We start from the raw sequence: 26,250 nt of genomic DNA on the forward strand, positions 1-26,250 counted from the left end.
GCGGCATGACTATGTGGGGTGGAGCCAGAGCGCTCGCGGTCGTGCTGCTGCTCGCGGCGGTGCCGGCCGGTGGCTGTGCCGGAGACCGTGCGAGCGAGCCACCGGACCCCGTGGCAGGCGTTCACCTCGAGGCACCGGCCTGGCAACCATGCGGACAGCACGGGGCCGAATGCGCGACATTGCCGGTGCCGCTGGATTGGGCGGCGCCGGACGGGGAGCGGATCACGTTGTCGCTGACGCGTCAGCGCGCCCGCAAGCCGGAACAGCGGATCGGGCCGCTGTTCTTCAATCCCGGCGGGCCCGGTGGTGCGCCCGTACTGGGTGTACGAGACTTTCCCCATATCGCCTTCTCGGACGACCTGCGCGATCGATTCGATCTCATCGGACTCGATCCGCGCGGCGTGGGCGAGAGCCGCCCGGCCATCACCTGCCCGATACCACCGGTCAGCCAGGAGGTCACCCAATTCCCCTCCACCGCTGCCGAATTCGAGGCTTTATCCGCCTACAACCGCAAGGTCGGCACCGAGTGCCGGAAGGCGACCGGCCCGCTGCTCGAGCATGTCGATTCGGTCAGCGCGGCACGGGATATCGAGGCCGTGCGCCGCGTGCTCGGCGAGGAGCAGCTCAGCTGGCTCGGGCTGTCCTACGGCACTCTGCTCGGCGCCACCTACGCTCGACTCTATCCCGACCGAATCCGCGCCGCGGTGCTCGACGGACCGGTCGATCACGCTACCCCCGCCGGTCAATTCTTCCTCGATGAAACACGCAGTGCCGAAGACTCTTTCGCCGGTTTCGCCGAGTGGTGCCGCGCGGATACCACCTGCCCATTGCAGGGACGCGATATCCGGGCGGACTATCGTGACCTGCTCGACCGCGCCACACGGCAACCGGTGCCCGCCAAGGACGATCCCGACGGAGTCACGGCCGAACAGATCGGCATGGGCACCTACGCGATGCTGACCATGCGGACCGGGTGGACCGAGCTCGCCGAGGCCATCGCTGCGGCGATCTCGCCCGCGCCCGACGCCGCCGCCCTCGGTGCGCTCACCGCGGCGGGCTCCGACAAAGCCGCGTATCGCGCGATCATGTGTCACGACTTCCCCTCCGATATCCGCGATTTCGCCGATTTCGCGGCGCGCCTCGCCACCGCCCGCGGCGAAGCACCGATCACCCGCGGCTATGTCGAGGGTGCGGACGTACAAGCCGGATGTCTCGGCTGGCCGATCGTCGCCGCCAATCCGACGGGTCCGGTCGAGGTGCGCGGCGCGGCGCCGATCATGATCGTGGCGGGCACGCACGATCCTGCCACCCCGCAGCAGTGGGGCGCGGCGATGGTGCGCCAGATCCGGGACTCGTTCCTGGTGACCTGGGACGGCTTCGGCCACACCGCCTACCTCAACGACCCCGCCACCGTCCGCCGCGAGATCGCGTACCTGATCGATCCGACCACGAGGCCGTGAGCCATACCATTCCGGCTGCGCACCTCCGTCGGCCGTCTTGCGGGTCAGGGCAGTTCGGCGCGCCGGAGGGTGGTAGCGCGGAAGCCCAGGAGTGCGCCGAGGGCGACTATGGCGGAGCTGACGACGAATACCGGACGGGTTCCCCAAGCCGCGATCCCCGCGCCGACCACCGGATAGACGAGGGGCGCGAAGCCGAGTGTGACCAGGCTGGCCGCCGCGGTCACCCGACCGAGATAGGCTGGGACGGTGGTGGTTTGGATGAGCGCCGCGCACAACGCGCCGCTGAGTCCCGCGGTGAGTCCGATGGCGATGCCGAGACCCGCCGCCACCGGCAGGGCGGGGGCATAGGCCAGCGCGCCGATCGCGACCGCACCGAGCGCCAGGCACACCGGCTGCACCAGGCCGGCCCGAGGTACCCGCCCGCCGACCGCGAGCAACAGCGACGCGCCGGCCGCACCCACGCCGAACCCGCCGATGATCCAGCCGAGCCCTGTCGCGCCCCAACCCCGTTCATCGGCGAGCAGGGTGACGCCGATATTCAGCGGGCCGGTGAAGCCCAGCTCACCCACGGCGAGCACGACGACCAGCGGCGCCAGCACCGGGTCGCGGCGGATGTAGCGCACGCCGTCGACCAGATCCGCCCACGCGGTGCTGTGCTGCTCGGCCGCGCCGTCATCCGGGAGCGGCGCGATCCGGACGGCGATCAGCAGTGGTAGCGACACCGCGAACAACAGTGCGGCAGTGACGAATGCGAGCGACGGACCGCCGGTCGCCAGCGCCAGTCCGCCGAGCGGGGAGCCGCCGATCAGCGCGGCGCGAGAAGCCAGCCCGCGCAGCCCCTGCACCCGAGCCAGCTGGTCCGGCTTCGCGATCCGTGGCGGCAGCGCGCCGACCGCGGGCAGGAACAGCGCGTCGATCACGCCGAACACCAGCGCGACCAAGGCGAGCAGCCAGACGCCGGGTGTCGCGACCGCCAGCACACCCGCCGCGCCCAGAATCACCAGGCAGCGCGTCAGATCGCTGCCGATCAACACCTTTCGCGGCCCGAACCGGTCGGCGATCACTCCCCCGCCGAGCATGAGCACCACCCTGGGCACCGCCGCCACCGCCAGCACCAGCCCGGCCTGCGCAGGCGAACCGACCTGAATCGCCGCCCAGGACAGCGCGAGAAAATACACGCTGTCCCCCAACAGCGAGCAGACGAACGCGCCGAGCCAGCGCAGCACGTTCGCATCCCGATGCGCCGGCGGCGCCGCCGTTTCCGTCCGAACGGCTCCGGTACTCACGGCCGGGACGGAAACCCGTACAGCTGCACCGCGACGTGCTCGCGACCGTCGACCTCGCCCGCCGCGACCGCCGCTTCGCCGCGCTCCTGCCAGCGGCGGACCACGGCGGTGAGCTCCGCCTCCAGCTCGGCCAGCTCGGCCCAGGTCAGCCGCGGCGAGTACTCGGCGCTGAAGGCCGCGTCTGTCCAGGACTTCGGCCATGCCGACTGCTGATCGAGATACGCGCGGTACCGTTCGCTGCGGTCGGCCAGCAGCTGCCGGGTGACCTGCCCGACGACCATCGCGCCCTCGGGATCGGCGAGAAAGTCCGAGCTGCGAAAGCTCCAGCCCTTGTCCGACACCGGTTTCCACCAGTGCTCGCGGCCGTCGGTCCCCAGTTCCGGTGCCGCCACGACGAATCCGTGCGCCGCCAGCTTCCGCAGGTGGTAGCTGACGAGCGAGACGGCCTCGTCCACCTGTTCGGCCAGTTGCGACGCGGTCGCGGACCCGGCGGCGCGCAGCGCGCGATACAGCGCGATCCGCAACGGATGCGTGAAGACCTTCAGCGCATCGAGGTCGGTGATGGTCGGCGGCGAAGCATCGGGCATACCACCCAGGCTAGATACGAAAGGAAATTTGCGCAATTATTCTTTCGCATCTCGCTCCCCAGGTCAGTCGCCGATCCGGAAGTACGTGAGATCGAAGTCGTGCTCCCACGCGACACCGTCGGCCGACTTCTCCCAGGCGCCGGTGATCTGATTCCCGTCGGCACTGAAGGTGCCCGAATAGCGTTGGGAGAAGCCGGGTTCCATGCGCCACACGTGCAGCACGCCGGCATCCAGGCGCATCTGATAGGTGCGGCTGACACCGCGCGAATCGTAGTGATGCCGGACGAACGACCCGTCCCGGTCGAGCCCGATGATCACGATCGCGTCCGGCGCCATCGGATTGTCGATGACCGAGCGCTCGACCAGGAACTGCTTGGTCTTCATCCATTCGAAGGTCGTCGTGCCGCTGCGGTCTTTGACGGCCGGAGTGCCCGGACCGAAGAACCCCGCCGCGAACGACGCCTCCACCTGCCACCGGCCGACCAGCGATTCGAGCCGGTCGAGCGCGGTATCCCGACCGTCCGGGATGTCCGATGGTTGCGGATCCTGCGTAGCGGTCATCGCGCCTCCTACTCGTGGTGTCCACTCGAGTAGACGCCGTGGCGCACCGGAAATAATCGGTGTGGTTCCGCGTGTCACCGCACCGCCCAGGTCGGGCGCCAAGCGTCCGAGGGGACCTTTGGCAGACCGCCGACGTGGTCGATGACGCCGCGCAGTCCCGGATGCGGACACGCCGCGGCGAAGATGAGCGACAGCGGATAGGCCAGGGCGGGATTTGTGAGCGGGATGCGGCGCAGATCGTAGTGCGCGGGCCAGAGGTAGCGGTCCCGCGCGCCGACCAGGGTCGCCACGTCCGCCGAATCCGCCAGAATGTCGAGCAGTACCTCGTTGCCGAAATTCGGCCCGGCGGCATCGATGCGCAGATCGAAATGCGTGGCGAGTTGATCGTAGAACTCCGCCCATTCGCTGCCCGCCGCGATGCCCGGCACCCAGATCCGGTGCCTGCGCAACTGGGCCGGGGTCAGCGTGCGTGCGGCGGCGAGCGGATGGCGCGGTCCGGCAAGCAGTTCCAGCGGCGAATCGAAGGCGTGGATCATCCGCACGTCGTCCGGCAGCGTCGCGGCATCGGTGACCGAACGAAACGTGGCGTCGATCTCCCCCGCCCGCACGGCGGCTACCGCGACGCGCGGGTCGTCGACCTTGAGCGTCACCACGTCCAAGGCGATTTCGGGATGTGCGCGCCAATAGTCGTGCAGGACAACGGCTTGTGCCGAACGCAGACCGAGCACATCGATCCGCAGCGCGCGCGATCCCGGTTCGATCGCGGCCACCGCCCGGTCGACGCTCGTGACGATGGTGCGCGCGTGCGGGAGGAAGGCTTGACCGTCGAGGGTCAGCTCGACGCCGCGCGCGGTCCGGGTGAACAGCCGGACGTCGAGTGCACGCTCCAGCGCGGCGATGCGCTTGGACACGGCCTGCTGCGTCACGCCGAGTTCCTCGGCCGCCTGCTGAAGTTGGCCGAGCTCAGCGGCGCGGACGAACGATCGGACCGCTTCGGTATCCATGCCCCCACCCTACGAGCACACAACTATCGGTTGTGGCTCGCCGAAGCGCCGGTTGTTTGATCCGCCGCTGCCCCGGCTGCTGTGATCCCAGAGACGAGGGCCGGTTGTCCAGGGAGTGAGATGCACGCAGGGTTGGGACGCGATTTCGGTTGGCTCTGGTCGGCCTACGCGGTCAGCACCTATGGCACCTGGCTGGCGTTCGGCGCTTTTCCTCTGCTCGCGGTGCGGGTACTCGACGCCTCGGCCTTCGCCGTGTCGATGCTGGAGGCGGCCGGGCTCGCCGTCGCGGCGACCATCGCGTTCGGGCTCGGGCCGTGGGTCGAGCATCGGACCAAGCGGCCGGTGCTGATCGCGATGGACCTGGTCCGGTTCGGCGCGCTGGCCAGTGTGCCGGTCGCGTATGCCCTCGGCGCGCTGACCTACGGACAACTGCTGGTCGTATCGGTGGCCTCCGGCACCGCGAGCCTCGCCTTCGCCGCCGCCTCCGGGGCGTATCTGAAACTTCTGCTGCACAGCGACGAATTGCTCGTCGCCAGTGGCAGATTCGAAGGGACGAGCTGGGTGGCGACCGCGGTCGGACCGCCGCTGGGTGGTGCACTGATCGGGGTGTTCGGCCCGGTCGTCACGATCACCGCCGACGCGGTCAGCTTCCTGCTGTCCGCGTGCGCCGTGCGCCGGATCCGCGGCGACGATATCGCCACGCCGCGCTCCGAGTCCGCCGCGCCACCCGGAATCGGCCTGCTCGACGGCTGGCGATACATCCGCCGGGACCGGGTCCTTCTGCGCTTGTTCCTCAACTCGATTTCGGTCAGCGGCTTGATCATGGCAGGCGTCCCGCTGCTGTCGGTCCTGTTGCTCGGCGAATATCATTTCCCTGCTTGGCAATACGGTCTCGCCTTCGGGGTTCCGGCGCTCGGCGGTTTCGTCGGCGCGCGCCTGTCGGCCCGCCTGGTGCTCCGCTACGGCGGACAGCGGGTCATGCTCGTCTCCGGCTGGTTGCGCGCGGTCTTCCCGCTCGGCCTCGCCACCGTCGGGCCGGGAATTCCCGGACTGCTCACCGTGATCGGCGTCGAAGCCCTCTTGATCGCGTGTATGGGTGTCTTCAATCCGGTCCAAGCGACCGTCCGCCTGCGGCGTACACCCCGGGACCACGCGGCCCGCGTGCTCAGCACCTGGAACGCCTGCGCGAAAATGCTGCAGGCAGCCCTGATGGTGCTCTGGGGCGTGCTCGCCACCTGTACCAGCCCGCACACCGCGATCACGATCTCCGGCGTACTGCTGCTCGCCACCCCCTTGCTGCTCCCCTCGGCCGCCGACTACCGGAGCAAGGCGCCGAGCGCGAGGAACCCACAGATCAACACGCCCAAGAGGCCGAGCAGCGGGGCCACGAAGCGCACATAGCGGTCGTAGCGCACCTTCGCCAGGGCGAGACCGCCGGTCACCACCGCCGTGGTCGGGGTGACGAGATTGGCCCAGCCCGACGCCGACTGCCACGCGGTGACCACAAGGGAGCGTGGCACATTCGCGAAATCGGCGAGTGGCGCCATGATCGGCATGACCAGGGTGGCATGCCCGGAGCTGGACGGGATCAGGAAGCCGAGCGGGACGTTCACCAGAAACACCGTGACCGCGAACGCCATCGATGACGTACCGGTTACCAGGCCCTCCAGGGAATGCAATGCGGTGCTGGTGATTTCGGTGTTGTTCATGATGACGGTCACGCCGCGTGCCAGCACGATCACCAGGCCGGCGCCGACGAAATCACCGAAGCCCTTGCCGATGGCCTCGGACACCCTGTTCTCCCCCAGCCCGCCGACCAGTCCCACCACCACCGCGCCCAGCAGGAACAGCGCGGTGAGTTCGGGGAAGTACCAACCCAATTGCCAGCCGTAGCGCTCGGCGCCGGGCCCGTCGATCACCTCCGCCCACGGGATGATCGCGAAGATCATGAACACGAAAGTCGCTGCCACCAACCAGAGCACCGCTTGCTGACGCCGGGTCATGGGATCGGGGCGATGATCGTCGGCCGATACCTCGCGGTCGCCGGGTTGCCAACCGGACCAGGACTTCGCCGGATCGCGTCTGACCCGCTCCGCGTACCGGAGCACGTAACCGACGGTGACGGCGGTGAGTACCGCCAGCATCGCGAGCCGGAGTCCGATCCCCTCGCCGAGGGGCACGCCGGCCGCCGCGGACGCCGTGCCGGTGGCGAACGGATTCACCGTCGAACACAGCATGCCGACACCGGCGCCGCAGATGATCGTGCCCACCGCCGTCATCCGGTCATAGCCCAGTGCCAGCAGCAGCGGCACCAGCACTGCGTAGCAGCCGAGCGTTTCCTCCGCGAAGCCCTCGACCGTGCCCGCGATCGCGAAGACCAGCATGATGCCGACGATCAGCAGTGCGGACCGGTCACGCAACCGATGGGCCAGGCGCCCGATCCCGCTGTCGAGGGCGCCGGTCGCGAAGGCGACGGTGATGAACGCGCCGACCGCCAGCACGAACAGGAAGACCGCCGCCGCGCCGTAGAGGTGACCGGTCAGGTCCGGACCGACCTGCCCCGACCTGTCGTCCTGAATGCCGTAGAGACCGCTGACCGGCGCGAGGAACAGCTCCCGCAACCGCTCGCCGAACCCCTTGGCCTCGTCGACGCGGTGATAGGTGCCCGCGATCGGACGGCCGCGCGCATCGGTGTCGTAAGCCCCCGGCGGAATCACGAACGCCGCGAGCCACACCAGCACTGCGACACCGGCGAGGATCGTATAGGTCGAGGGAAACAACCACGTCTTCTGTGCCCGGTCGGCACGCACCGCTGGGTCCATGGCCGCCATGCAACCATCCGCCACCCCGCTGCCTGCGCAGCCGCGCCGGAAGCGTCGCTCGGGCGGCTGACCCCGACTGATAGTGTGAACACGTGCTCATCGAGGTCGACAGACGCTAGCCGCCCGGTCGAAGGCGGCGCCCTCATTTCCGTGCTCGTTCGAGTACGGCCGCGCCCTTCGCCGGCAGCCACAGGAATCTGTTCTCACCTCGCTGCCGCTCGCTCGCGAGCAGGAAGAGCCACTGACGCATGTCCATCACCTCGGCAATCGCCCTGCACCAACTGACCTTCGAATGGCCGGACGGCTCCGTCGCCCTCGCCGGCGTCGACGGCGCCTTCACCACCGGTCGCACCGGCTTGGTCGGCCGTAACGGCGCAGGCAAGTCGACCCTGTTGCGCCTGATCGCCGGAGAACTCACCCCGACGTCCGGACGCATCGAAACCACCGGCGACGTCGGGTACCTACCGCAAACCCTCACCCTCGGGCGCGACGCCACCATCGCCGAACTGCTCGGCATCGCGGACGAACTGGCCGCACTGCGCGCCATCGAGTCGGGCGAGGGCGACGCCGCGCATTTCGAGACCGTCGGCGACGACTGGGACATCGAGGCCCGGGCCGACCAGGCGCTCCACGAAATAGGTTTCGGCGCAGCCGATCTCGATCGCACCGTCGGTGCGATCTCCGGCGGCCAGGCGGTCCTCGTCGCGATCACCGGCCTGCGCGTGCAACGCAAGCCGATCACGCTGCTCGACGAGCCGACCAACAACCTCGATCGCGAAACTCGCGCCCAGCTCACCGCGTTCGTCGACACGTGGCCGGGCACCCTCGTGGTGGTCAGTCACGATCTCGAACTGCTCGAGCACATGGACGCCACCGCCGAATTGCACAGTGCGACACTGGAAGTGTTCGGCGGCCCCTATAGCGCGTGGCGCGAACACGTCGAGCAACAGCAGGCGGCCGCGACCCAGGCGGCCCGGACCGCCGAGCAGGCGTTGAAAGTCGAGAAACGCCAACGCATCGAGGCCGAGACCAAGCTGGCCCGGCGCGAACGCACCGGCCGCGCGACGCAGCAGCACGGCGGTATCCCGCGCATCCTGGCGGGCAACCGCGCCAGCAAGGCGCAAGCCGCCGCCGGCGCCATGCGCACCACGCTGGACGCCAAAGTTGCTGCGGCCCAGGAGGTACTGGACACCGCAGCGGCGCGGGTCCGCTCCGACGAACACATCCACTTGGACCTGCCCGATCCCGATGTACCCCGCAGCAGGCGCATCGCGGAACTGCGCGACGGCGATCGCGGCGTCACGGTCCAGGGGCCGGAGCGGGTCGCCGTGATCGGTCCCAACGGCGCGGGCAAGTCCACGCTCATCGAGGATCTCGTGCACGGTCGCCGACCGGAGCGCGGCGCCCTCTACACCGATCGCGTCGGATATCTCCCGCAGCGCCTCGACGGCTTGGACGAGCAGGCCAGCGCGGTGGAGAACGTGCACGCGGTGGCCGTCACCACCCCGCCCGGCACCATTCGCAACCAGCTGGCCCGGCTACTGCTGCGCGGTGCCGCGGCCGAACGCCCGGTGTCGAGTCTGTCCGGCGGTGAGCGTTTCCGAGTCTCGTTGGCGCGCTTGCTGCTCGCCGATCCGCCGGTCCAGTTGCTGATCCTCGACGAGCCGACCAACAACCTCGACATCGCCTCCGTCGACCAGCTCGTCGAGGCCCTCGCCGACTATCGCGGCGCGCTCTTGGTGGTCAGCCACGACTATCCGTTCCTGCGGCGACTCGGCATCGACACCGTCGTCGCACTCGACGCCGACGGAAGTTTCCAGCCGCAGGCCTCGCTGTAGCGCCCGGTGACCGGCGGTCTCGCGACCGAGACCGCCGGTCGCACGGCGTGCCGCACCAAAGCGCCTGGTGACTCGCTTCCGTGGGCCCGGAAAGGGTGCATACCGGGCGGCGTAGCGTTTATGCCTATGGCAGCACCCAAGCACACCGGTCCGACGCCGGGCATTCGGCGGCTGGCCGCGGTGTGCCGGACCGAGGTCCCGGTGCTGACGCGGCGGCTGATGGCGGCGATCTTCACCGATATCCCCGAGTGGACGGATTACTCGCCGGTCAGCCGCGAGGAGCTGCGCAACGGCTGCCGCAGCTACCTGACCCGGGTGCTGGACCTGCTCGCCGGAGATGTCTCCGTGCCGGACCGCGACGACGTCGCCGCCGCCATCGGCCGCAACCGTGCGGCGCAAGGCGTGCCGCTCGAGGTGATGCTGCGGACGTTCCGGCTCGGCGGCCAGATCGTCTGGGAGGCGCTGCTCGACCGCGCCGACGACCTGGCACCGGGCGAGTTCCGCGAGATCGGCGCCGCGACCTGGTCGGTGATCGACGGTATGTCCTCGGCGCTGGTCACCTCCTACCGCAATACCGAACTCGAGCAGGTGCGCCGGGACGAGCGCCGCAGGCACGGGCTGATCGAGGATCTGCTGGCCGGACGCGCGCACGACGCGACCTTCGCCGCCCGCGCCGCCCGCGAACTGAACCTGCCCGCGCACGGCGCCTATCTCGTGGTGGCGGTGCGCGGCGCCCGGCCCGCCGTGCAGCTCGGCACCGAGACGGCCTTGGCGGCGTTGGGTATTCGCTCGGTGTGGCACGATAGGGTGGACGCCACGGTCGGCTTGGTTTCACTCGAGCGGCACGACAGTTCCACTGTGCTGCAACAGATCCGGCCGCGCGTCCGCGGCGGGGCCGCGGCCTCGCCGCCGGTGCCGGGACTGGCCCAGATCGATGCCGCCCACTCGCTGGCCATGCTCGCTTTGGAGACATTGCCCACGGACGCACAGGGTTTGGTGTTGCTCGAGGAGCGCTATCCCGAGGCGATGCTGCTGCGTTCCCCGGACCTCACCGAACTGCTGGTGACGCGCACGCTCGGGCCGGTGCTCGCACTCCCCGAGCGAGAACGCGAGATCCTGCTGGAGACGCTGGCCGCCTGGCTGGCCGAGAACTGCTCGGCCGCCAATGCCGCGCCGCTGCTGCACTGCCACCGCAACACCGTCATCAACCGGCTGCAACGCATCGCCGCGCTGCTGGGCCGCCCGCTCGAGGGCCCACGCGCTTATGTCGAGCTGTCGCTCGCGCTGGCGGCAGTCGAGCTGGGTGTGACCGGAACGGACTGAGCGCCCGCAGCGATTGTGCGCTGCGCCCATTTTCCCGCCCCGATTTCTGGGCTTCCGGCAAATTGCTTGGGCAATCACGGCCCACAAGACTCGGGAGAACGACCCACGCCACAACCCGGCCGGGTCGCTAATCGTCGAGATGAGGAGCACCACGAGTGCCGGAATTCGATCTACTGGTGATCGGCGGCGGACCGGGCGGCTACGTGGCCGCCATCCGGGGCGCGCAGCGCGGACTCCGGGTCGGCTTGGTGGAGAAGGAGCGCCCGGGCGGGGTCTGCCTGAACTGGGGTTGCATCCCGACCAAGGCGATGCTGCGGTCCGCCGAGGTCTTCCACACCCTTACCGCCGCAGCGGAATTCGGCGTCTACGCCGACAACGTGCGCTTCGACTTCGCGGCCGTGCGGCAGCGCAAGGACGGGGTCGTCAAGGAACTCACCGACGGCGTCGCCGGCCTGCTGAAGGCCAACGGCGTCACGGTCATCGAGGGTCACGCGCGGTTCGTCGGGCCGACCACGGTCGAGGTGCACGAGACCGGCGCGTCGCCCATCTTCGAGGGCGGCCCCCGCTACGCCGCCGCGCCGGGCGCGCCGGTGCGGCAGGTCAGCGCGCAGGACGTGATCGTCGCGACCGGCTCGGTGCCCGCGCTGCTGCCGATTCCCGGTGCCGACCTGCCCGGTGTCGTCACCTCCGACGGCGCGTTCGGGCTCACCGAGGTGCCGCGGCGTCTGGTGGTGATCGGCGGCAGTGCGGTCGGCGCGGAATGGGCCAGCCTGTTCGCCACGTTCGGCAGCCAGGTCACCGTGGTGGAAATGCAGGATCGCCTGGTTCCGTTGGAGGACAAGGAGATCGGCGACGCGCTCGGCCGCTCCTTCCGCAAGCGCGGCATCACCGTGCTGACCGGAGCCACCGTCACCGCCATCGCACAGGACGACGGCCTGCGGGTCTCGGTCGCCGGACCCAAGCCGCAGGACATCCCCGCCGACGTCGTACTGGTCGGGGTGGGCCGGCGACCCAACACCGCGAACCTGGGCCTGGACGTCGCCGGAATCGGCACGGACGCACGGGGTTTCATCGAGGTCGATGATCAGCTCCGGACCGGGGCCGAGCACGTCTACGCCATCGGCGACGTCACCGGCCGGGCACTGCTCGCCCATGTCGCCTCGCATCAGGGCCTCACCGCGGCCGACGTGATCGCCGGACACGACGCGCACATCGACTACGCGGTGATCCCGGCCGCCACCTTCACCCATCCGGAGATCGCGAGCGTCGGGCTGACCGAGGCGGCCGCGCGTGCGGCCGGTCACGAGGTGATCACCGCCAAGTTCCCGTTCGCGGCGCTGGGCCGGGCGAAGACCTTCGGCGAAACCGAGGGCATCATGAAGATCGTTGCCGGGCAACGGCATCGGGAAGTGCTCGGGGTGCACATCATCGGCCCGTCGGCCAGCGACCTGATCACCGAGGGCGCGCTGGCCATCTACCTGGAGGCGACGCTCGACGAGCTGGCCGACACCATCCACGCCCACCCCACCCTCGGCGAGATCGGCATGGAGACGGCGCTGGCCGGGCTCGGACTGCCGGTGCACATCGCGCCGCGCAAGCGTTAGGAGCCGCAGATGACCACCACGAGCGCTGCGCGCAAGACGACCCGGCGGGCCGCCAAGGCCACGCCCGTCGTCGCCGAATCCCCCTTCGCCACCGAGGATCCCGCGATCCTGCGCGGCCTGTTCCGCGACATGCTGTTCGTGCGGCGCTTCGAAGAGCGCACCGCGCAGAGCTACCAGCAGGCCAAGATCGGCGGCTACTGCCACCTGAACCTCGGCGAGGAAGCCACCGTGGTCGGCCTCGGCGCCGCGATGCGGCCCACCGACTACCTGTTCACCAACTACCGCGAGCACGGTTACGCACTGGCCAAAGGCATCGAGCCGGGCCGGGTGATGGCCGAGCTGTACGGCCGCGCCACCGGCACCTCCAAGGGCTGGGGCGGCTCGATGCACATGTACGACACCGCGACCCGCCTGTTGGGCGGCTACGCCATCGTGGGCGGCCAGGTTCCGCTCGCCATCGGCGCGGCACTGGCCATCGACTACCGCGGCGGGGACGACGTGGTGGTGTGCCAGATGGGCGAGGGCACCACCAATATCGGCGCGTTCCACGAATCGCTCAACATCGCCGCCCTGTGGCGGCTCCCGGTGGTCTTCCTGGTGATCAACAACCAGACCGGCATGGGGACCACGGTCGAGAACTCCTCGGCCGAGCCGGATCTGTGGAAGCGGGCCGCCGCTTACCGCATGCGCGGTGAGCGGGTGGACGGCACCGACGTGCTCGCGGTGCGCGATATGGCGAGCGAACTGATCGAAGCCGCACGCCGCGAAGGAAAACCGGCGCTGCTGGAGGCGGTCAGCTACCGACTCAAGGGTCACTCGGTGGTCGACCCGGCCAAATACCGCAGCACCGAGGCGGTGGCCACGGCGCGCGAGCACGATCCGATCGCGCTGTGGCAGCACCGATTGCTCGCTGCCGAGGTGCTCACCGACCAGTCGCTGGCCGAGATCGAGCGGGAGGTGACCGAAAGCGTGCTCGCCGCCGTGGAATTCGCCGACTCGAGCCCGCACCCGGATCCGTCGAGCCTGTTCGACTACAACTACGCCACGCCGGTCCCGAGTGACTCCCACCGTCTGCCCGCCGACCCGCTCTTCACCGCCTGAGGACCTAACCGTGTCTACCGACCTCGCCGGCTCCGCCGGCCACTCCCCAGCGCCTGTCATGACCTATCGCGAAGCGCTGCGCGAAACCCTGCGTGAGGAGATGCGCCGCGACGACGACGTCTTCCTGATCGGGGAAGAGATCGGCGTCTTCGAAGGCTCCTACAAGATCACCGCCGGACTGCTCGCCGAATTCGGCGAGAAACGAGTACGCGACACTCCGATCGCCGAGGAGGGTTTCGTCGGCGCCGCGATCGGCGCGGCGATGCTGGGCCTGCGCCCCGTGGTCGAGATCATGACGATCAACTTCTCGCTGCTCGCGCTGGACCAGATCGTCAACCACGCCGCCAAGATCTACGGCATGTTCGGCGGGCAAACCAGCGTGCCGATGGTCATCCGCACGCCGGGCGGCGGCGGCCAGCAGCTCGGTGCGACGCATTCACAGAACATCGAGCTGTACTACGCCTTCGTGCCCGGCTTGAAAGTGGTGGCGCCCAGCACGCCCGCCGATGCCAGGGCACTGCTCAAGGCCGCGATCGAGGACGACGATCCGGTCCTGTTCCTGGAGAACCTGTCCCTCTACAACACCAAGGGCGAAGTGCCGGTGGACCTTCCGGCCGCGCAGATCGGCAAGGCCGCGGTCACCAGGGCAGGCACCGACATCACGCTCATCGGCTACTCCCGGATGGCCACCGTCGCCACCCAGGTCGCCGAGCGCCTTGCCGCCGAGGGTGTCTCCGCCGAGGTGATCGACCTGCGCAGCCTGCGTCCGCTGGACCGCGAGACGCTCATCGCGTCCGTGCGCAAGACCGGCTGCGCGGTCGTCGGCGAGGACGACTGGCTCACCTACGGTATCGGCGCGGAGATCGCGGCCTCGATCTCCGACGGCGCGTTCGACTACCTCGATGCCCCGGTCCGTCGCGTCGCGATGGCCGAGGTTCCGCTCCCCTACGCGAAGCCGCTGGAGAAGCTCGCCCTGCCGTCCGCGGATTCGCTCTACACCGCCGCGGTGGAAACCCTTGCGGCCGTTGGCCGGAGGTCCTGACCATGCCAGAAATCACCATGCCCCGGCTCTCCGACACCATGGAGGACGGCGTCGTCTCCGCCTGGCTCAAGCAGGTCGGCGAGCGGATCACCCGCGGCGAGGTCGTCGCGGAGATCGAAACCGACAAGGCGCTGATGGAGCTCGAGGCGTACGAGGACGGCGTACTCGAGCAGATCCTCGCCGAACCGGGGGTGCGCGTGCCGATCGGTGAGCCCATCGCGATCGTCGGCGACGGGAGCGACGCTTCGGCGGCCGCTGCGCCACCGGCGAATTCGGCCGCGGCAGCGCAACCGGACGAGGCCGCTGTGGCCCAAGCCGAGCCAGCGCAAGCCGATCCGGTCGGCACAGTCGAGGCCGAACCGCCTGTGGCACAGAGCGATCCCACTACCGGCACGGACCAGCGCAAGAAGTCGTCTCCCCTGGCGCGCAAGATCGCGCGGGAACTGGGCGTCGATCTCGCCGCCGTCGTCGGCACCGGCCCCGGCGGCCGGGTCACCCGTCAGGACGTGGAAGCCGCACACCGCCGGGCCGCCGCATCCGGCACCGCCACCGCACCCAGCCTTGCTGCCGCGCCCAGCCCTGCTACCGCGTCCAGCCCGGTGGCCGAGGCGCCCGCCGCACCGGCTTCGCCCGTGCCCGCACCGAGTGCCGTTGCCGCACAACCCGTCCCGGCGACGACGGACTACGAAGAGATCCCGCTCACCAACATTCAGCGGGTCTCCGCGGTTCGGCTCACCGAGAGCAAGCAGCAGGCTCCGCACATCTACCTGACCAGCGCGATCGACGTGACCGACCTGCTCGCCTTCCGCGCGCAGCTCAACACGACGCTGGCGGCTGCGGGCGAGGGCAAGGTCAGCGTCAACGACCTCCTGATCAAGGCGGTCGCCACGACACTACGCAAGGACCCTGCGGTCAATGTCAGTTTCGCAGGCGACAAGCTGCTGCGCCACAAGGGTATTCATCTCGGTGTCGCGGTGGCCACCCCGGCGGGCCTGCTCGTGCCGGTGCTGCGCGACGCGGATCGCAAGAGCGTCTCCGAGCTGGCCGCCGAGACCCGGGACAAGGCCGTCAGGGCGCGCGAGCGCAAGCTTCGCGCGGACGAGATGTCCGGCGGCACGTTCACCATCTCCAATCTCGGCATGTTCGGGATCGAGCAGTTCACCGCCGTCATCAATCCGCCGGAGTCCGCGATTCTCGCGGTCGGCGCGGCGGCCGACGAACTGCGCCTCGCGGACGGGGCCGTGGTGACCCGCAAGATCCTGCGCGTCACCCTGTCCGCCGATCACCGCGCCGTCGACGGCGCGGTCGCCGCCCGGTTCCTCGCCCAGCTGAAGGACCTACTCGAGCAGCCGCTGCGCATCATCGCCTGACCCCCGAAGCCGCCCGCATCCCGCGCGCCGACCAATCGGCCACCGCAGGATGCGGGCGGCCTCGTGTCCGGAAAGCCGTTCAGCCATGACCGCTTTCGCGCCCTGGCGCATCGGCGTCATATCCGCGCGCTCTCATTTCGCCTGCCTGGGCAAGGCGATTTCGGTGACGTCTCAACAATAGACCGCATTGCCGGGCAATCGATTTCGGGCATCCAGACGGATATTTCGGTGTACCGTTCCACGGACGTCCTACCATTTCCCCGGGGGAAACTCGACGGACGATACGGTGGCGACTCGCCGACGTTTTACTGTTTGTTTGGCAAGGAATTCCGATGGCGGATAATGAGATAGACCATTCGGCATCGACCCGGCAACTGCCGGGCGCACAGATAGCTACCGATTCGCGGCTCGCGCTGGACGGCGGTGTTCCCGTCCGATCGACGCCCTGGCCGACCTATGACCGCGGCGCCGTGTGTGTCTATCCAGAAGACGAGGCGGCGGCGCTGCGCGCCATTCGCAGCCACCTCTATTTCCGCTACGACTACCGGCCCGCGCACGAAACCGAATGCGCCAGATTCGAAGCCGAACTCTGCCGCTATTTCGGCTGCAAGCACGCGCTGGCCACCGCCAGCGGCACCACCGCGCTGGCCTTGGCGATCATGGCCGCGGGCATCCCGCCCGGCAGCCTGATCGCCTGTCCCGGTTTCACTTTCGCGGCGACGCCAAGCGCCATCCTGCTCGCCGGATGCACGCCCTTCCTTGTCGACGTCGACGAGAATCTGCACCTGGACGTGGCCGATCTGCGGCGCCGGTGGAACCCGCAGGTACGCGCGATCATGGTCGTGCACATGCGCGGGTTCGCCGGCGACATGGCGGCCCTGCTCGAATTCGCCGACGAAATGGGCGTGCCCGTGTTCGAGGACGCCGTGCCGGCGCTGGGCGCGGAATTGGCCGGCCGTAAACTCGGCACCTTCGGCCTGGCGGGCGCATTCAGCACCCAATCGGACAAGTCGCTCAACAGCGGCGAGGGCGGCTTTCTCGTCACCGACGACAGCGCGCTGTTCGCCCGCGCCACTGTGCTTTCCGGCGCGTACGAGGGACGATTGCGCCGGCATTTCCCGGACGCCGAGCCGCCGATCGCCACCGATCTGGACCTGCCGCTGCTCAGTTTCCGCATGGACGAGATCCGCGCCGCGCTGCTGCGGGCCGAGCTGGAGCGATTGCCGGCACGGCTCGCCGCGTTCCGGCGCAATTACGATCACGTCGCCGCCGCGCTGGCCGACGTCGACGGCATCCGGATCCGGCAGCCGGTCGCGCCGGGCGCTTATCTGGGTGAGGCCTTCATCTTCCAGGTGCCGAGCGGGCGCGCCCAGTGGTTCGCGCGGGCGCTGTGCCACGAGGGCATCGAGGCGCGCAATCTCGGTTCCGACGCCGATCACAACATCCGGGCCTTCTGGAACTGGCGATTCCTGTTCCGCGGCATGACGACCACCGCCATCCAGGAACTGCTTCCCGCCGCGACCCGCTATCTACAAGGGGCCGTTGATGTTCCGCTGTCCTCGACACTGGCGCCCGCGGATTGCGACGAACTCGTCACCGCGGTGCGCAAAGTCGCCGCCGAACTCGGCACCGAAGAGGGCGCGGGCTCCGCAGCGGCCGGGCAGCGATGAGCGCCGACGCGGGCGCACTACCGCGGCTCGCCCTGGCCGGTGTGTTCGGCGGTCTGTTCTGCGGCTATCTCGGCCTGTCCGCGGCGATCCCGGTGCTGCCCGCGCACGTCCGGGATCAGTTCGGGGCGGGCGATCTCGCGGTGGGTCTCGCGGTCACCGCGACCGCGCTCACCGCGCTGCTCACCCGTCCGATCTTCGGTGGACTCGCGGATCGATACGGGCATCGATCCGTCATGCGCTTCGGCGCGCTCGCGATCGCCGCGGGCGGCCTGCTGTACTTCCTTCCGGTCGGTCTTGCGGGCCTGATCGTGGTCCGGCTGTTGCTCGGCATCGGCGAGGCCGCGCTGTTCACCGCGGGCGCGGTCTGGACCGTGACACTCGCCCCGCACAACCGCCGCGGCCAGGTGATCGGCCTGTACGGCATCGCCATGTGGGGCGGCATCTCGCTGGGCACCGCGCTCGGTGCGGTGTTGCGACACTTCGGCATCGACGCGGTGTGGGCGTTCTGCGTCGCCGCGCCGCTGCTCGGCGCGGTCCTGATCAGCATCGTCGCGCCGCAGCCGCACGGCGCGGCGTCCAGTGGCCGGGGACTGCTGCTGCGGCCCGCGGTGCTGCCCGGACTCGGCCTCGCATTGGGCGCCGCGGGTTATGTCGGCCTGGCCGCGTTCGTGATCAGCGGTCTGCAGGAACGCGGCATCGACGCGGGCGTCGTCGTGCTGAGCACCTTCAGCGCGGTGTACGCGGGCACCCGGTTGTTCATCGGGCATCTGCCGGATCAGCTGGGGCCCCGCCGGGTCGCATCCTGGTGTGGCGCAGGCGAAGCCGCGGGGCTGCTGATCATCGCGTGGGCGCCGAACCTGCCGGTCGCGGTGCTCGGCGCGGTGGTCATGGGCGTCGGATTCTCGCTCCTGCACCCCTCGTTGGCGCTGATGGTCATGAACAACACCGAAAACACCAAGCAGGGCGCGGCAATCGGCGCCTACACCTCGTTCTGGGATCTGGGCCTGTTCGTCTGGGGGCCGGCGACGGGCGCCGTCGCGACCGGATTCGGTTACCCCGCCGTCTTCGTGGTCGGCGCGGTCTGCGCACTCGCGGCCTCGGTCCTGGCCATGACGATCCGGCAAGCGGTCACCACGGAGAAGGCAGTCGGCAGATGACGAACCCCGCCCCGCTGAAGGTCCTGTCCATCACCGGTTGGTGCCGCAACGGCAGCACCATCATCGGCAACATCCTGAACGAGATCCCCGGCTTCTTTCACGTCGGCGAGCTGGCCTTCCTCTGGAAGAACGCGGCCGGGCGCGGCGTGAACCAGGAGTGCGGCTGCGGGCTCGCACTTCTCGACTGCCCGATCTGGTCCACCGTCCTGCCGATCGGTCAGCCCGCCGATACGCCGTTCGCCGCGCACGCCGACACGGTCGTCCGGCGTCAGCTCGGCAGCGTCCGGACCCGCCACACCTGGCAGGTCCTCGGCCGGGGTCTGGGCAGCGCGCCGCTGCGCGCCCACGCCACGCTGATGACCGAGGTCTATCACGCTGTCGCGGCACGCACGAACGCCCGAGTGATCGTCGATACCAGCAAGATTCCCGGCGAGGCCGCCCTGCTGCCGTATCTCGACGGCATCACCCCGTACTACGTCCATCTGGTGCGCGACCCGCGGGCGGTGGCCCAATCCTGGAGCAAGCCCAAGGAATACGTGTACGCGATGTCGCCGGGCAAGAGCACCGGCTACTGGACCGGATTCAATCTCGCCACGCACGCGATCACCCGGCGCCATCCGCAACGCTCCCTGTTCCTGCGCTACGAGGACTTCATCGCCGCGCCCGAACAGACCATCGCCGCGCTGCTCGCGCACTGTGCGTCCGATCCCGCGGCGAACCCGGTGACCGACCGCACGGTCGAGCTGCACACCAACCACACGGTGACCGGGAACCCGGACCGCTTTCGCACCGGGGCCACCGTCATCCGTCCGTCCGACGATTCCTGGCGGTCCGGGTTGCCGAAGTCGGCCCAGCGCACCGTCGCCGCACTGTCCTGGCCGCTCGCACGCCGCTACGGCTACGAGCTCGGCATCCCGAACGCGAAGGGGTAGTCATGGATCTCGGGCTCGAGCACAAGGTAGCGCTGGTCGCGGGCGGGTCGAGCGGTATCGGGCTGGCGATCGCCCGGGAATTGGCGGCCGAAGGTGCGCACGTCGCCATCGGCGCGCGCGACGCCGCCCGGCTGGCCGCGGCGGAGCGGGCGGTCAAAGAGGTCGCGCGGGCTCGGGTGCACACGACCAGCGTGGACATCACCGACAGCGCGGCCACCCACCGCTGGATCGATGAAGTCGCCGCCGAATTCGGTGCGGTGCACGTCGTGGTGGTCAGCGGCGGCAGTCCGCCGACCGGGAACGCGGCCCGCTTCGCGACGGCGGACTACCGGGCGGCGATCGACGGCGTGCTGCTGCCCGCGGTCGACGTGGCGCTCGCCGCACTGCCGCATCTGCGCAAAGCCCGTTGGGGCCGTGTGATTTTCGTGACCTCGGAAACCGCGAGCGTGCCGATCGGCGATTTGGCGCTGTCCGGGGTGACCAGGACGGCCATCACCCGTTTCGCCCAGTCCCTGGCCGTCGAGGTCGGTCGCGACGGCGTGACGGTCAACGTGCTGGCGCCCAGCGCGACCCGCACGCCCCTGCTGGAACGCGTGGTGGCGCAACGCACCGACGGGATCGAAGCGGAGTTCGACGCGCTCGGCAGGCACACCGCGATCGGGCGTATCGCCCAACCGGACGAAATGGCGGCCGTCGCCGCCTTTCTGGCGAGTGCGCGGTCCTCCTATCTGACCGGGACGGTCCAACTGGTCGATGGCGGCGCGAGCCTGCTCGGACCGAGTTGGTCGCACTCCGCCGAATCAGCGTGACCGGCACCGTCGCCGGCGACACGGAAGGAAGTAGGACATGTTGGACACCGATGGCGTGAAATCGACTCTGGCGCAGGTCGTCCGGGATCGCGCGCAGGAGCTCTCCCCGGGGCGGATGTTCGTGGAGTGCTGCGCCGAGCGGGGCCTGGACGCTGCGGTCGAGTACGACGTCACGATCACCGACTCGCTGACCAGCTCGCGGCGCAAGCCGCGCCACCCCGCCCGCAATATGCTCAAAGCCATTGACCTGTCCCGTGATCCGCGTCAGTACTACTGGCACGAAAGCCCGCCCGGCGCGAACGACGCTCCGATCGACGGCGCCGACGTCCGCCGGGAACTGGCCAGCAGGTTCCACAAGTCCCCGATCCCGGAACTGCTGCCCACCACCGCGTGGGTCCAGGTGCCGCCACAGCTGTGGGAGGACCCCGACACGTTCGAATCCTTCATCAACTATCGCCTGATCGTGCGGCTGTGCACGGCGGAGAACTACACGATCATCGCGGGCGCGGGTGGCCTGCTCAACATTGCGGGCATCGAGCGGATGACTTCGGCCGGGCCGTTCAGCTCGACTATTCTGCGCGCCTGCAACGAGATCGAGCAGATGGGCGGCACCGCGGACGGCATGATCATCAACCCGGTCGACTACTACCGCGCCATGGGCACCGGGACCCTGATGACCGATCTGGAGCGCAACGGCGTGTTCATCGTGCGCACCCGTCTGGTCGAGCCGGGCAGTGCCATCGTCGGCGACTTCGGCCACGGCGCACAGCTTTTCGACGCCGGACGCTCGGTGATCCGGTTCGCCGAACCACCGCCCGGCACATTCACCGAGCCCGGCGCGGCGGTGATGGCGCAGATCTACGAGCGGGTCGTGGTGAATCTGCCGACCAACTTCTTCGTCGTCACCGTGTAGGCGGCGTCGGTGTCCGAGGACACGGCCTCGCCCGTGCGCGACGACCCGGACGTCGTGGTCGTCGGCGGCGGGGTCGCCGGATTGTTCTGCGCCTATCACCTGCGCCGCGCCGGTGCGGCGGTCACCGTACTGGAACGCGGCGCGCTCGGCGGGCCGCAGTCGTGTTCCAGCGGGAACACGGGGTTCGTCGGCACGCACGGCGCCGCGCCCTTGGCGGAGCCCGGAATGCGTTCGTGGCGCTCGCTCGCCATGCTGCATCCGGACGCCCCGTTCCACGTACGTCCGCGCGCGGACCGTGAATTGCTGCGCTGGCTCGGTCGTTTCGGGCGGGCCTGCACACCGTCGGCCGCGGCGACGGGATTTCGGACCCTGGCCGCGATGAAGCGGCGCAGCCTGGAGATCCTGCACGAACTCTGCGTATCCGAAAGTATCGCGGGCACTTTCGCAGCGCCCGGCATCATCCTGACTTACCGGACCGCCCAGGGCTTTTCCGCCGCGCGCGAGGCCGTCGGCCGCTCCGTCGCCAACGGGATTCCGTTGCGTGTCCTCGAACCGGGCGAACTGGACGAGCTGGAGCCCAGGGCCCGGTTCGACGTCCACGGCGCGTTGTACAACCCGGAGGGCGCGTACCTGCGGGTGCCGGAGTTCGTGCTCGAGTTCGGCCGCCTGCTGCGCGCGCTCGGCGTCGAAATCCGCGAATACACCGAGCTGACCGGCTGCGCGATCACCGCGGGAAAGATCAGTCGGCTCAGCACAACCCGCGGTGACCTCCGTCCCGGTTCGGTAGTCCTCGCCGCAGGCGCCTGGTCGACCGAATGCGCGCGGATGGCCGGGATCGAGCTGCCGCTGCAACCGATCAAGGGCTACAGCGTCACCATGGACATGCCGCCGAACGGACCGATCCGTCCGATCCTGTTGAGCGAGGGCCGCGTAGCGCTGGTCCCCATGGGCGAGCGGCTGCGCATCGGCGGCACGCTCGAGCTGACCGGCATGCCCAACACCATCTCCGACCGCCGGGTGCGGAGCATGCTGCGCACCGTCCACGATTACCTGCCCGACCTCGAGCAGACGCGCGTCCACGAGACCTGGAGTGGCCTGCGCCCCAGCACACCCGACGGACTGCCGCTCATCGGCCGGGCCGGGCCGGGCAACCTGATCGTCGCCGCCGGGTACGGCCATATCGGCATGGGGCTCGCGCCGGCCGGTGGTGAGCTCGTCGCACACCTGCTCGCGGGTGCGACACCGATCACCGATCCGGTTCCCTTGCGCCCGAATCGTTTCGGCAGGCCGCGCGACCGGCGGCCGGTATGACCACACACCCGGACACCAAGCGCGGCACAGCGATCGGCGTGCTGTGCCTCGACACCGCGTTCACCAAGCTCCCCGGCCATATCCGGAATCCGTCGACCTTCGACTTCCCCGTCGTCTACCAGGTGGTGCGCGGCGCGACACCGCAGCGCGTGGTGGCCGAGGCGGATCCGACGTTGCTCGCGCCGTTCGTCACCGCCGCAAAGGAACTCGAAGCCCGCGGGGTGGGCGCGATCACCAGCGGCTGCGGATTCCTCGTCCTGTTCCAGCAGCAGTTGGCCGACGCCGTGCGCGTTCCCCTGTACAGCTCCAGCCTCATCCAATTGCCGATGGTGCGTCGCATGATCGCCGCGGACCGCGAGATCGGCGTCCTCGTCGCCAAACGGGACGCGCTGACCTGGCGGCATCTGCGCGCGATCGGCGCCGAGACACTGCCGATCCGGGTCGCCGGAATGGACGCCCACCCCGAGTTCCGCGAGGTCGTGCTCGAGGGACGCCGGACCGCGCTCGACGCCGACCGGTTGGGGTGTGAGGTGCTCGACGAGGTCGACCGGCTGGCCACGGCGCATCCGGCGCTCGGCGCGCTGGTGATCGAATGCACCGACCTGGTGCCCTACGGGCACGCGATACAGCGCCGTCTCGGCATCCCGGTGTTCGACATCGTCACGCTCACCGAAATGGTGCATCGCACCCTGTGCCACCGCCCCTTTCGCACCGACCGGTAGTGGCCGGGCGCAGGTCCTCGGCAGCAGGCTCAGCCGAGCGTACCCAGCCAGTCGAGCACGGCTTCCTGATAGGCGCGGGCCTCACGCGCGATCACCAGCGCATGTCCCGCGTCCGGCAGCACGTAGGTCCGAAGTCGCGCCGCGGCTGCGAAATACGGCGCCTCAGCCGCGTGCAGCGCCGCCGTGTCGGCGCACACCGAACACAGCTTGTCCGCACTGCCGTTGACGATCATCACCGGCACGCCGATCCGGCGGGTCATCGGCCCGACGGTGGTGACGAGACCGGTGACCATCTCGGCGAGGGTGAAGGTGTCCTTCACCTCCGCCTCGTCCACGGCGAGGACGGCCGGATCGGTGCCGGGGACCGCGAAACTGGCCGACCGAGTGCCCGGGGCGGTGGTCAGATAGCCGGAATCGTGGTCGGCGAAGCGCGGGTCCGGGTCGGCCGCCACCGATCGGAACGTGAGCGCGGCGGCCATGGTGCCCAACGGATTCACCGAGTGCGAGTAGCCGGTCAGCAGCAGACCGTCCAGCTGTGCTCCGCCGACCGCCGCGAGCACCCCGATCCCGGAACTCAACGAGACGCCGCCGAACACCACCTTCCGGAACGGCGGGTGTCCCGCCATTCCGTCGCGGCGCAGACCGGCGATGATCCCGGTCACCGCATCGGCCTCCCGGGGCGAGGTGACGCTGCCGCTCGGCGGGCGCGAACTCCGGCCGGTGCCGAACCGGTCCACCGAGACGACCGCGTAGCCCGCGGCGTTCAGGGCGCGCCGAAAACTGTATTTCTCCCCGTCGGCGGGCCAATCCCAGTACCGGGCATTGGTCGCCGCGCCGGGCATCAAGACCAGCACGGTATCGGTGGCACGCGCCGGCAGGCACATTCGGGCGCCCAGCTCCCCGTCGGGCACCCGCAGCAACAGATCTCGGCAGCGCCCCGGCTCGGCCGGTTCGGCGTGTGCAATACCGGTCGAGGCCAGCACGGCGGCCACCGCTATCGCGACGGTTCCTCGCACGAAATTCATACTCGCGCACGCTATCCCACACCTCGGTCGCGAGGAAGCAGGAAAGTCGTCGTTATGACGCGAATGTCCTTGTCACGCCACAACTTTCCGAACAGGAACCCGTACTGGGTCAACTTTGGAACCCAGAAATCATTCCGAATTCCAGTGCCCGATAAAATAACTCGCAGAGTTCCACACGTCCCGCAACTAGCGCGCGATCTCGGCCACCAGTCGCCGCGCCCGCTCGGCCGCGTGCTGCTCGTTCGCGTAGAGCAGGCCGTAGGTGAAACCGTTCTCACCGCCGGTCGTGCCCGCCGCTGTCGCGAGCCGCCACAGCAGTCCGGCCGAGACCACGCCGTCGTTGTGGTCACCGAGCACGCGTTGAATCTTCTTGTAGTACTTGATATTCGACTTGGCGGCAGCGCGCCGATGCACCGGGCCGTGCACCTCCGCGGCATACCGCGCGCGCTTGGCGGCCTTGCGCGCCCGGTGCAGCGATTCGTCGCGCTGCTCGTCCAGCGCCACCGCGAGCCGCTGGTCGGCTTTGCGTGCCGCCCGGCCCGCACGCCGCACCAGTTCACCCTTGCGCACCCGAACCGCGAACGGCGGCTGCGACTTCCACGCCTGCAGCGTCGCGAGCAGCGCCAGATAACGCGGCGAATCCAACGCCGCCGCGAGGGCGGCCCGACTGGTCAGCTGCCGTTCGAGCAGGGTGGCATCGATCCGGCCGGCCACCGGGCCCAGGACGAGTTCCGGCGGTAGTTCCTCGATCTCGGCGGCGAGCCGCGCCCGCTGTACCTGGCAGTCCCGCACCTCGCCGAGCAGTCCGGCATACCACTTCAATTCGTCCGCGATGCCCTCGATCGCCGGGCGGTCCAGCAGTTTCCCGAAGACGCGCAGCGTGCTGCGCAGCCGCCGGGTCGCGACACGGGTGTCGTGGATCGGATCGTCGCCGCGGCGCAGGGCGAGGTCCCCGGCGAACACGACATCGATCTGAGCGTTCAGGTACTCGTGGATCGCCCGCTCCGCTTTCGAACGTGCCACGGCGGGCTCGTCCCGAGCCGGCACCGCGCGCGAAAGCTTGGACGGATACTTCGACCGCGACGCACCCGCCGCGGCGAGCCGGTCCAGCAGTTCGGCGGGCGCGGCTGCGGTACGCGGGCCGAGCTCGACCTCGATTTCCCGCCAGGCCGAGACGGCCGCGGACTCCTCGCCCGGGGTGGTCCGCACGGTGTCGTCGTCGACCTCGAGCACGAGTTCGCCATCCGGCCCGAACACCCGGTGCCGGTTGCGCAGGGTGTGGATCGTCGTGACCTCGTGCAGTCGCCTGCCGAGCGCGGCGCCGGTGACGACGTCGGCGAGTTCGTCCGGCAGTTCGTCGGACCACGCGGCCACCAGCTCCAGCCTGCCGTCGTCCTGCGGGATCTTCAGCTGCCAGCCGGACTCGTCGGTGCCGGCCCGGCGCCGCAGTACCAGATCGTGGGAGAGCAGATCGCGGGCGGTGGTGTCGAAGTAGGTGCTGGTGAGCTCCACTGCCGTCGTCTCGACCCGCCCGCCGGGCACCAGATCGTCGAGCGGCGGGAGGGCGAAGGCCCGGTCGACCTCCCATTTGGTTTCACGTTCGAGAGAGTCCTTCATCCTTGTGGCGTTCCCGGCGCGCTTCGCACCAAACGGACATACGGTGCGTGGCGACTGTTTGCCTCCCTCCTGCTGGGGAACGTCCAGCTAGCCACC

General features: G+C 69.5%; 22 protein-coding genes. 15 read left to right on the top strand and 7 right to left on the bottom strand.

Annotation, left to right across the window (positions count from 1 at the left end):
• Positions 1 to 5 precede the first annotated feature (5 nt).
• Complete coding sequence (locus tag NBRGI_RS43630) at positions 6 to 1,460, top strand: alpha/beta hydrolase (protein ID WP_081877989.1); 1,455 nt, start codon at positions 6 to 8, stop codon at positions 1,458 to 1,460.
• A gap of 44 nt (positions 1,461 to 1,504) precedes the next feature.
• Here NBRGI_RS43630 and NBRGI_RS10200 read toward each other — a convergent pair whose 3' ends face one another.
• The 4 genes from NBRGI_RS10200 to NBRGI_RS10215 all read right to left on the bottom strand — a co-directional run bounded on the left by NBRGI_RS10200 (position 1,505) and on the right by NBRGI_RS10215 (position 4,898).
• The gene (locus NBRGI_RS10200) at positions 1,505 to 2,746 is read right to left on the bottom strand and encodes an MFS transporter (RefSeq protein ID WP_029894855.1); all 1,242 of its coding nucleotides are present in this window, start codon (positions 2,744 to 2,746) and stop codon (positions 1,505 to 1,507) included.
• The gene (locus NBRGI_RS10205; RefSeq protein ID WP_029894857.1) at positions 2,743 to 3,333 is read right to left on the bottom strand and encodes an ArsR/SmtB family transcription factor; all 591 of its coding nucleotides are present in this window, start codon (positions 3,331 to 3,333) and stop codon (positions 2,743 to 2,745) included. The genes NBRGI_RS10200 and NBRGI_RS10205 overlap by 4 nt, the downstream gene beginning before the upstream one ends.
• 63 nt (positions 3,334 to 3,396) lie before the next feature.
• Positions 3,397 to 3,894 carry a hypothetical protein gene (locus tag NBRGI_RS10210; protein WP_029894859.1) on the bottom strand — a complete coding sequence of 166 codons (498 nt, stop codon included), beginning with the start codon at positions 3,892 to 3,894 and terminating at the stop codon, positions 3,397 to 3,399.
• A 74-nt stretch (positions 3,895 to 3,968) separates the two neighbouring features.
• On the bottom strand, positions 3,969 to 4,898 hold the full coding sequence (locus NBRGI_RS10215) for a LysR family transcriptional regulator (RefSeq protein WP_029894861.1): 930 nt from the start codon (positions 4,896 to 4,898) through the stop codon (positions 3,969 to 3,971).
• A 120-nt stretch (positions 4,899 to 5,018) separates the two neighbouring features.
• Here NBRGI_RS10215 and NBRGI_RS10220 point away from each other — a divergent pair, with 120 nt between their 5' ends.
• A complete protein-coding gene (locus NBRGI_RS10220) occupies positions 5,019 to 6,299 on the top strand; it encodes an MFS transporter (RefSeq protein WP_029894863.1) in 1,281 nt (426 codons plus the stop codon).
• On the opposite strand, the gene NBRGI_RS10225 is transcribed toward NBRGI_RS10220, so the two are convergent.
• Positions 6,215 to 7,729, bottom strand: coding sequence for a YfcC family protein (locus NBRGI_RS10225; protein WP_051727642.1), 1,515 nt, complete (start codon positions 7,727 to 7,729; stop codon positions 6,215 to 6,217). The two genes, NBRGI_RS10220 and NBRGI_RS10225, sit on opposite strands and share 85 nt — an antisense overlap.
• A gap of 239 nt (positions 7,730 to 7,968) precedes the next feature.
• Between NBRGI_RS10225 and NBRGI_RS10230 the strand changes: the two genes are divergently transcribed.
• From NBRGI_RS10230 to NBRGI_RS10290, 13 genes are all read left to right on the top strand, one after another.
• Positions 7,969 to 9,558 (top strand): ABC-F family ATP-binding cassette domain-containing protein, encoded by a 1,590-nt coding sequence (locus NBRGI_RS10230; protein WP_029894867.1) that lies wholly within the window; start codon positions 7,969 to 7,971, stop codon positions 9,556 to 9,558.
• A 126-nt stretch (positions 9,559 to 9,684) separates the two neighbouring features.
• Positions 9,685 to 10,881, top strand: coding sequence for a PucR family transcriptional regulator (locus NBRGI_RS10235; RefSeq protein WP_036558327.1), 1,197 nt, complete (start codon positions 9,685 to 9,687; stop codon positions 10,879 to 10,881).
• A gap of 155 nt (positions 10,882 to 11,036) precedes the next feature.
• On the top strand, positions 11,037 to 12,485 hold the full coding sequence (gene lpdA, locus NBRGI_RS10240; protein WP_029894871.1) for a dihydrolipoyl dehydrogenase: 1,449 nt from the start codon (positions 11,037 to 11,039) through the stop codon (positions 12,483 to 12,485).
• A gap of 9 nt (positions 12,486 to 12,494) precedes the next feature.
• Complete coding sequence (gene pdhA, locus NBRGI_RS10245) at positions 12,495 to 13,586, top strand: pyruvate dehydrogenase (acetyl-transferring) E1 component subunit alpha (RefSeq protein WP_029894873.1); 1,092 nt, start codon at positions 12,495 to 12,497, stop codon at positions 13,584 to 13,586.
• Positions 13,587 to 13,644: 58 nt separating this feature from the next.
• The gene (locus NBRGI_RS10250; protein WP_014984653.1) at positions 13,645 to 14,628 is read left to right on the top strand and encodes an alpha-ketoacid dehydrogenase subunit beta; all 984 of its coding nucleotides are present in this window, start codon (positions 13,645 to 13,647) and stop codon (positions 14,626 to 14,628) included.
• Positions 14,629 to 14,630: 2 nt separating this feature from the next.
• Positions 14,631 to 15,998 carry a dihydrolipoamide acetyltransferase family protein gene (locus NBRGI_RS10255; protein WP_029894875.1) on the top strand — a complete coding sequence of 456 codons (1,368 nt, stop codon included), beginning with the start codon at positions 14,631 to 14,633 and terminating at the stop codon, positions 15,996 to 15,998.
• A gap of 332 nt (positions 15,999 to 16,330) precedes the next feature.
• A complete protein-coding gene (locus tag NBRGI_RS10260; RefSeq protein WP_029894877.1) occupies positions 16,331 to 17,668 on the top strand; it encodes a DegT/DnrJ/EryC1/StrS family aminotransferase in 1,338 nt (445 codons plus the stop codon).
• A complete protein-coding gene (locus NBRGI_RS10265; protein ID WP_029894879.1) occupies positions 17,665 to 18,825 on the top strand; it encodes an MFS transporter in 1,161 nt (386 codons plus the stop codon). The genes NBRGI_RS10260 and NBRGI_RS10265 overlap by 4 nt, the downstream gene beginning before the upstream one ends.
• Positions 18,822 to 19,757, top strand: coding sequence for a sulfotransferase (locus NBRGI_RS10270; RefSeq protein WP_029894881.1), 936 nt, complete (start codon positions 18,822 to 18,824; stop codon positions 19,755 to 19,757). The genes NBRGI_RS10265 and NBRGI_RS10270 overlap by 4 nt, the downstream gene beginning before the upstream one ends.
• A 2-nt stretch (positions 19,758 to 19,759) precedes the next feature.
• On the top strand, positions 19,760 to 20,566 hold the full coding sequence (locus NBRGI_RS10275) for an SDR family NAD(P)-dependent oxidoreductase (RefSeq protein ID WP_029894883.1): 807 nt from the start codon (positions 19,760 to 19,762) through the stop codon (positions 20,564 to 20,566).
• Positions 20,567 to 20,603: 37 nt separating this feature from the next.
• Positions 20,604 to 21,479 (top strand): family 3 encapsulin nanocompartment shell protein, encoded by an 876-nt coding sequence (locus NBRGI_RS10280; protein ID WP_029894886.1) that lies wholly within the window; start codon positions 20,604 to 20,606, stop codon positions 21,477 to 21,479.
• 9 nt (positions 21,480 to 21,488) lie between these two features.
• On the top strand, positions 21,489 to 22,790 hold the full coding sequence (locus NBRGI_RS10285) for an NAD(P)/FAD-dependent oxidoreductase (protein ID WP_029894887.1): 1,302 nt from the start codon (positions 21,489 to 21,491) through the stop codon (positions 22,788 to 22,790).
• Positions 22,787 to 23,512, top strand: coding sequence for an aspartate/glutamate racemase family protein (locus NBRGI_RS10290; protein ID WP_029894889.1), 726 nt, complete (start codon positions 22,787 to 22,789; stop codon positions 23,510 to 23,512). Before NBRGI_RS10285 ends, NBRGI_RS10290 begins: the two co-directional genes overlap by 4 nt.
• 29 nt (positions 23,513 to 23,541) lie before the next feature.
• On the opposite strand, the gene NBRGI_RS10295 is transcribed toward NBRGI_RS10290, so the two are convergent.
• Positions 23,542 to 24,537 (bottom strand): alpha/beta hydrolase, encoded by a 996-nt coding sequence (locus NBRGI_RS10295; RefSeq protein WP_029894891.1) that lies wholly within the window; start codon positions 24,535 to 24,537, stop codon positions 23,542 to 23,544.
• Positions 24,538 to 24,723: 186 nt separating this feature from the next.
• Positions 24,724 to 26,154 (bottom strand): CYTH and CHAD domain-containing protein, encoded by a 1,431-nt coding sequence (locus tag NBRGI_RS10300; RefSeq protein ID WP_029894893.1) that lies wholly within the window; start codon positions 26,152 to 26,154, stop codon positions 24,724 to 24,726.
• Positions 26,155 to 26,250: the final 96 nt, after the last annotated feature.

This window comes from Nocardia brasiliensis IFM 10847, assembly GCF_000710915.1.
GTDB lineage: Bacteria > Actinomycetota > Actinomycetes > Mycobacteriales > Mycobacteriaceae > Nocardia > Nocardia brasiliensis_A.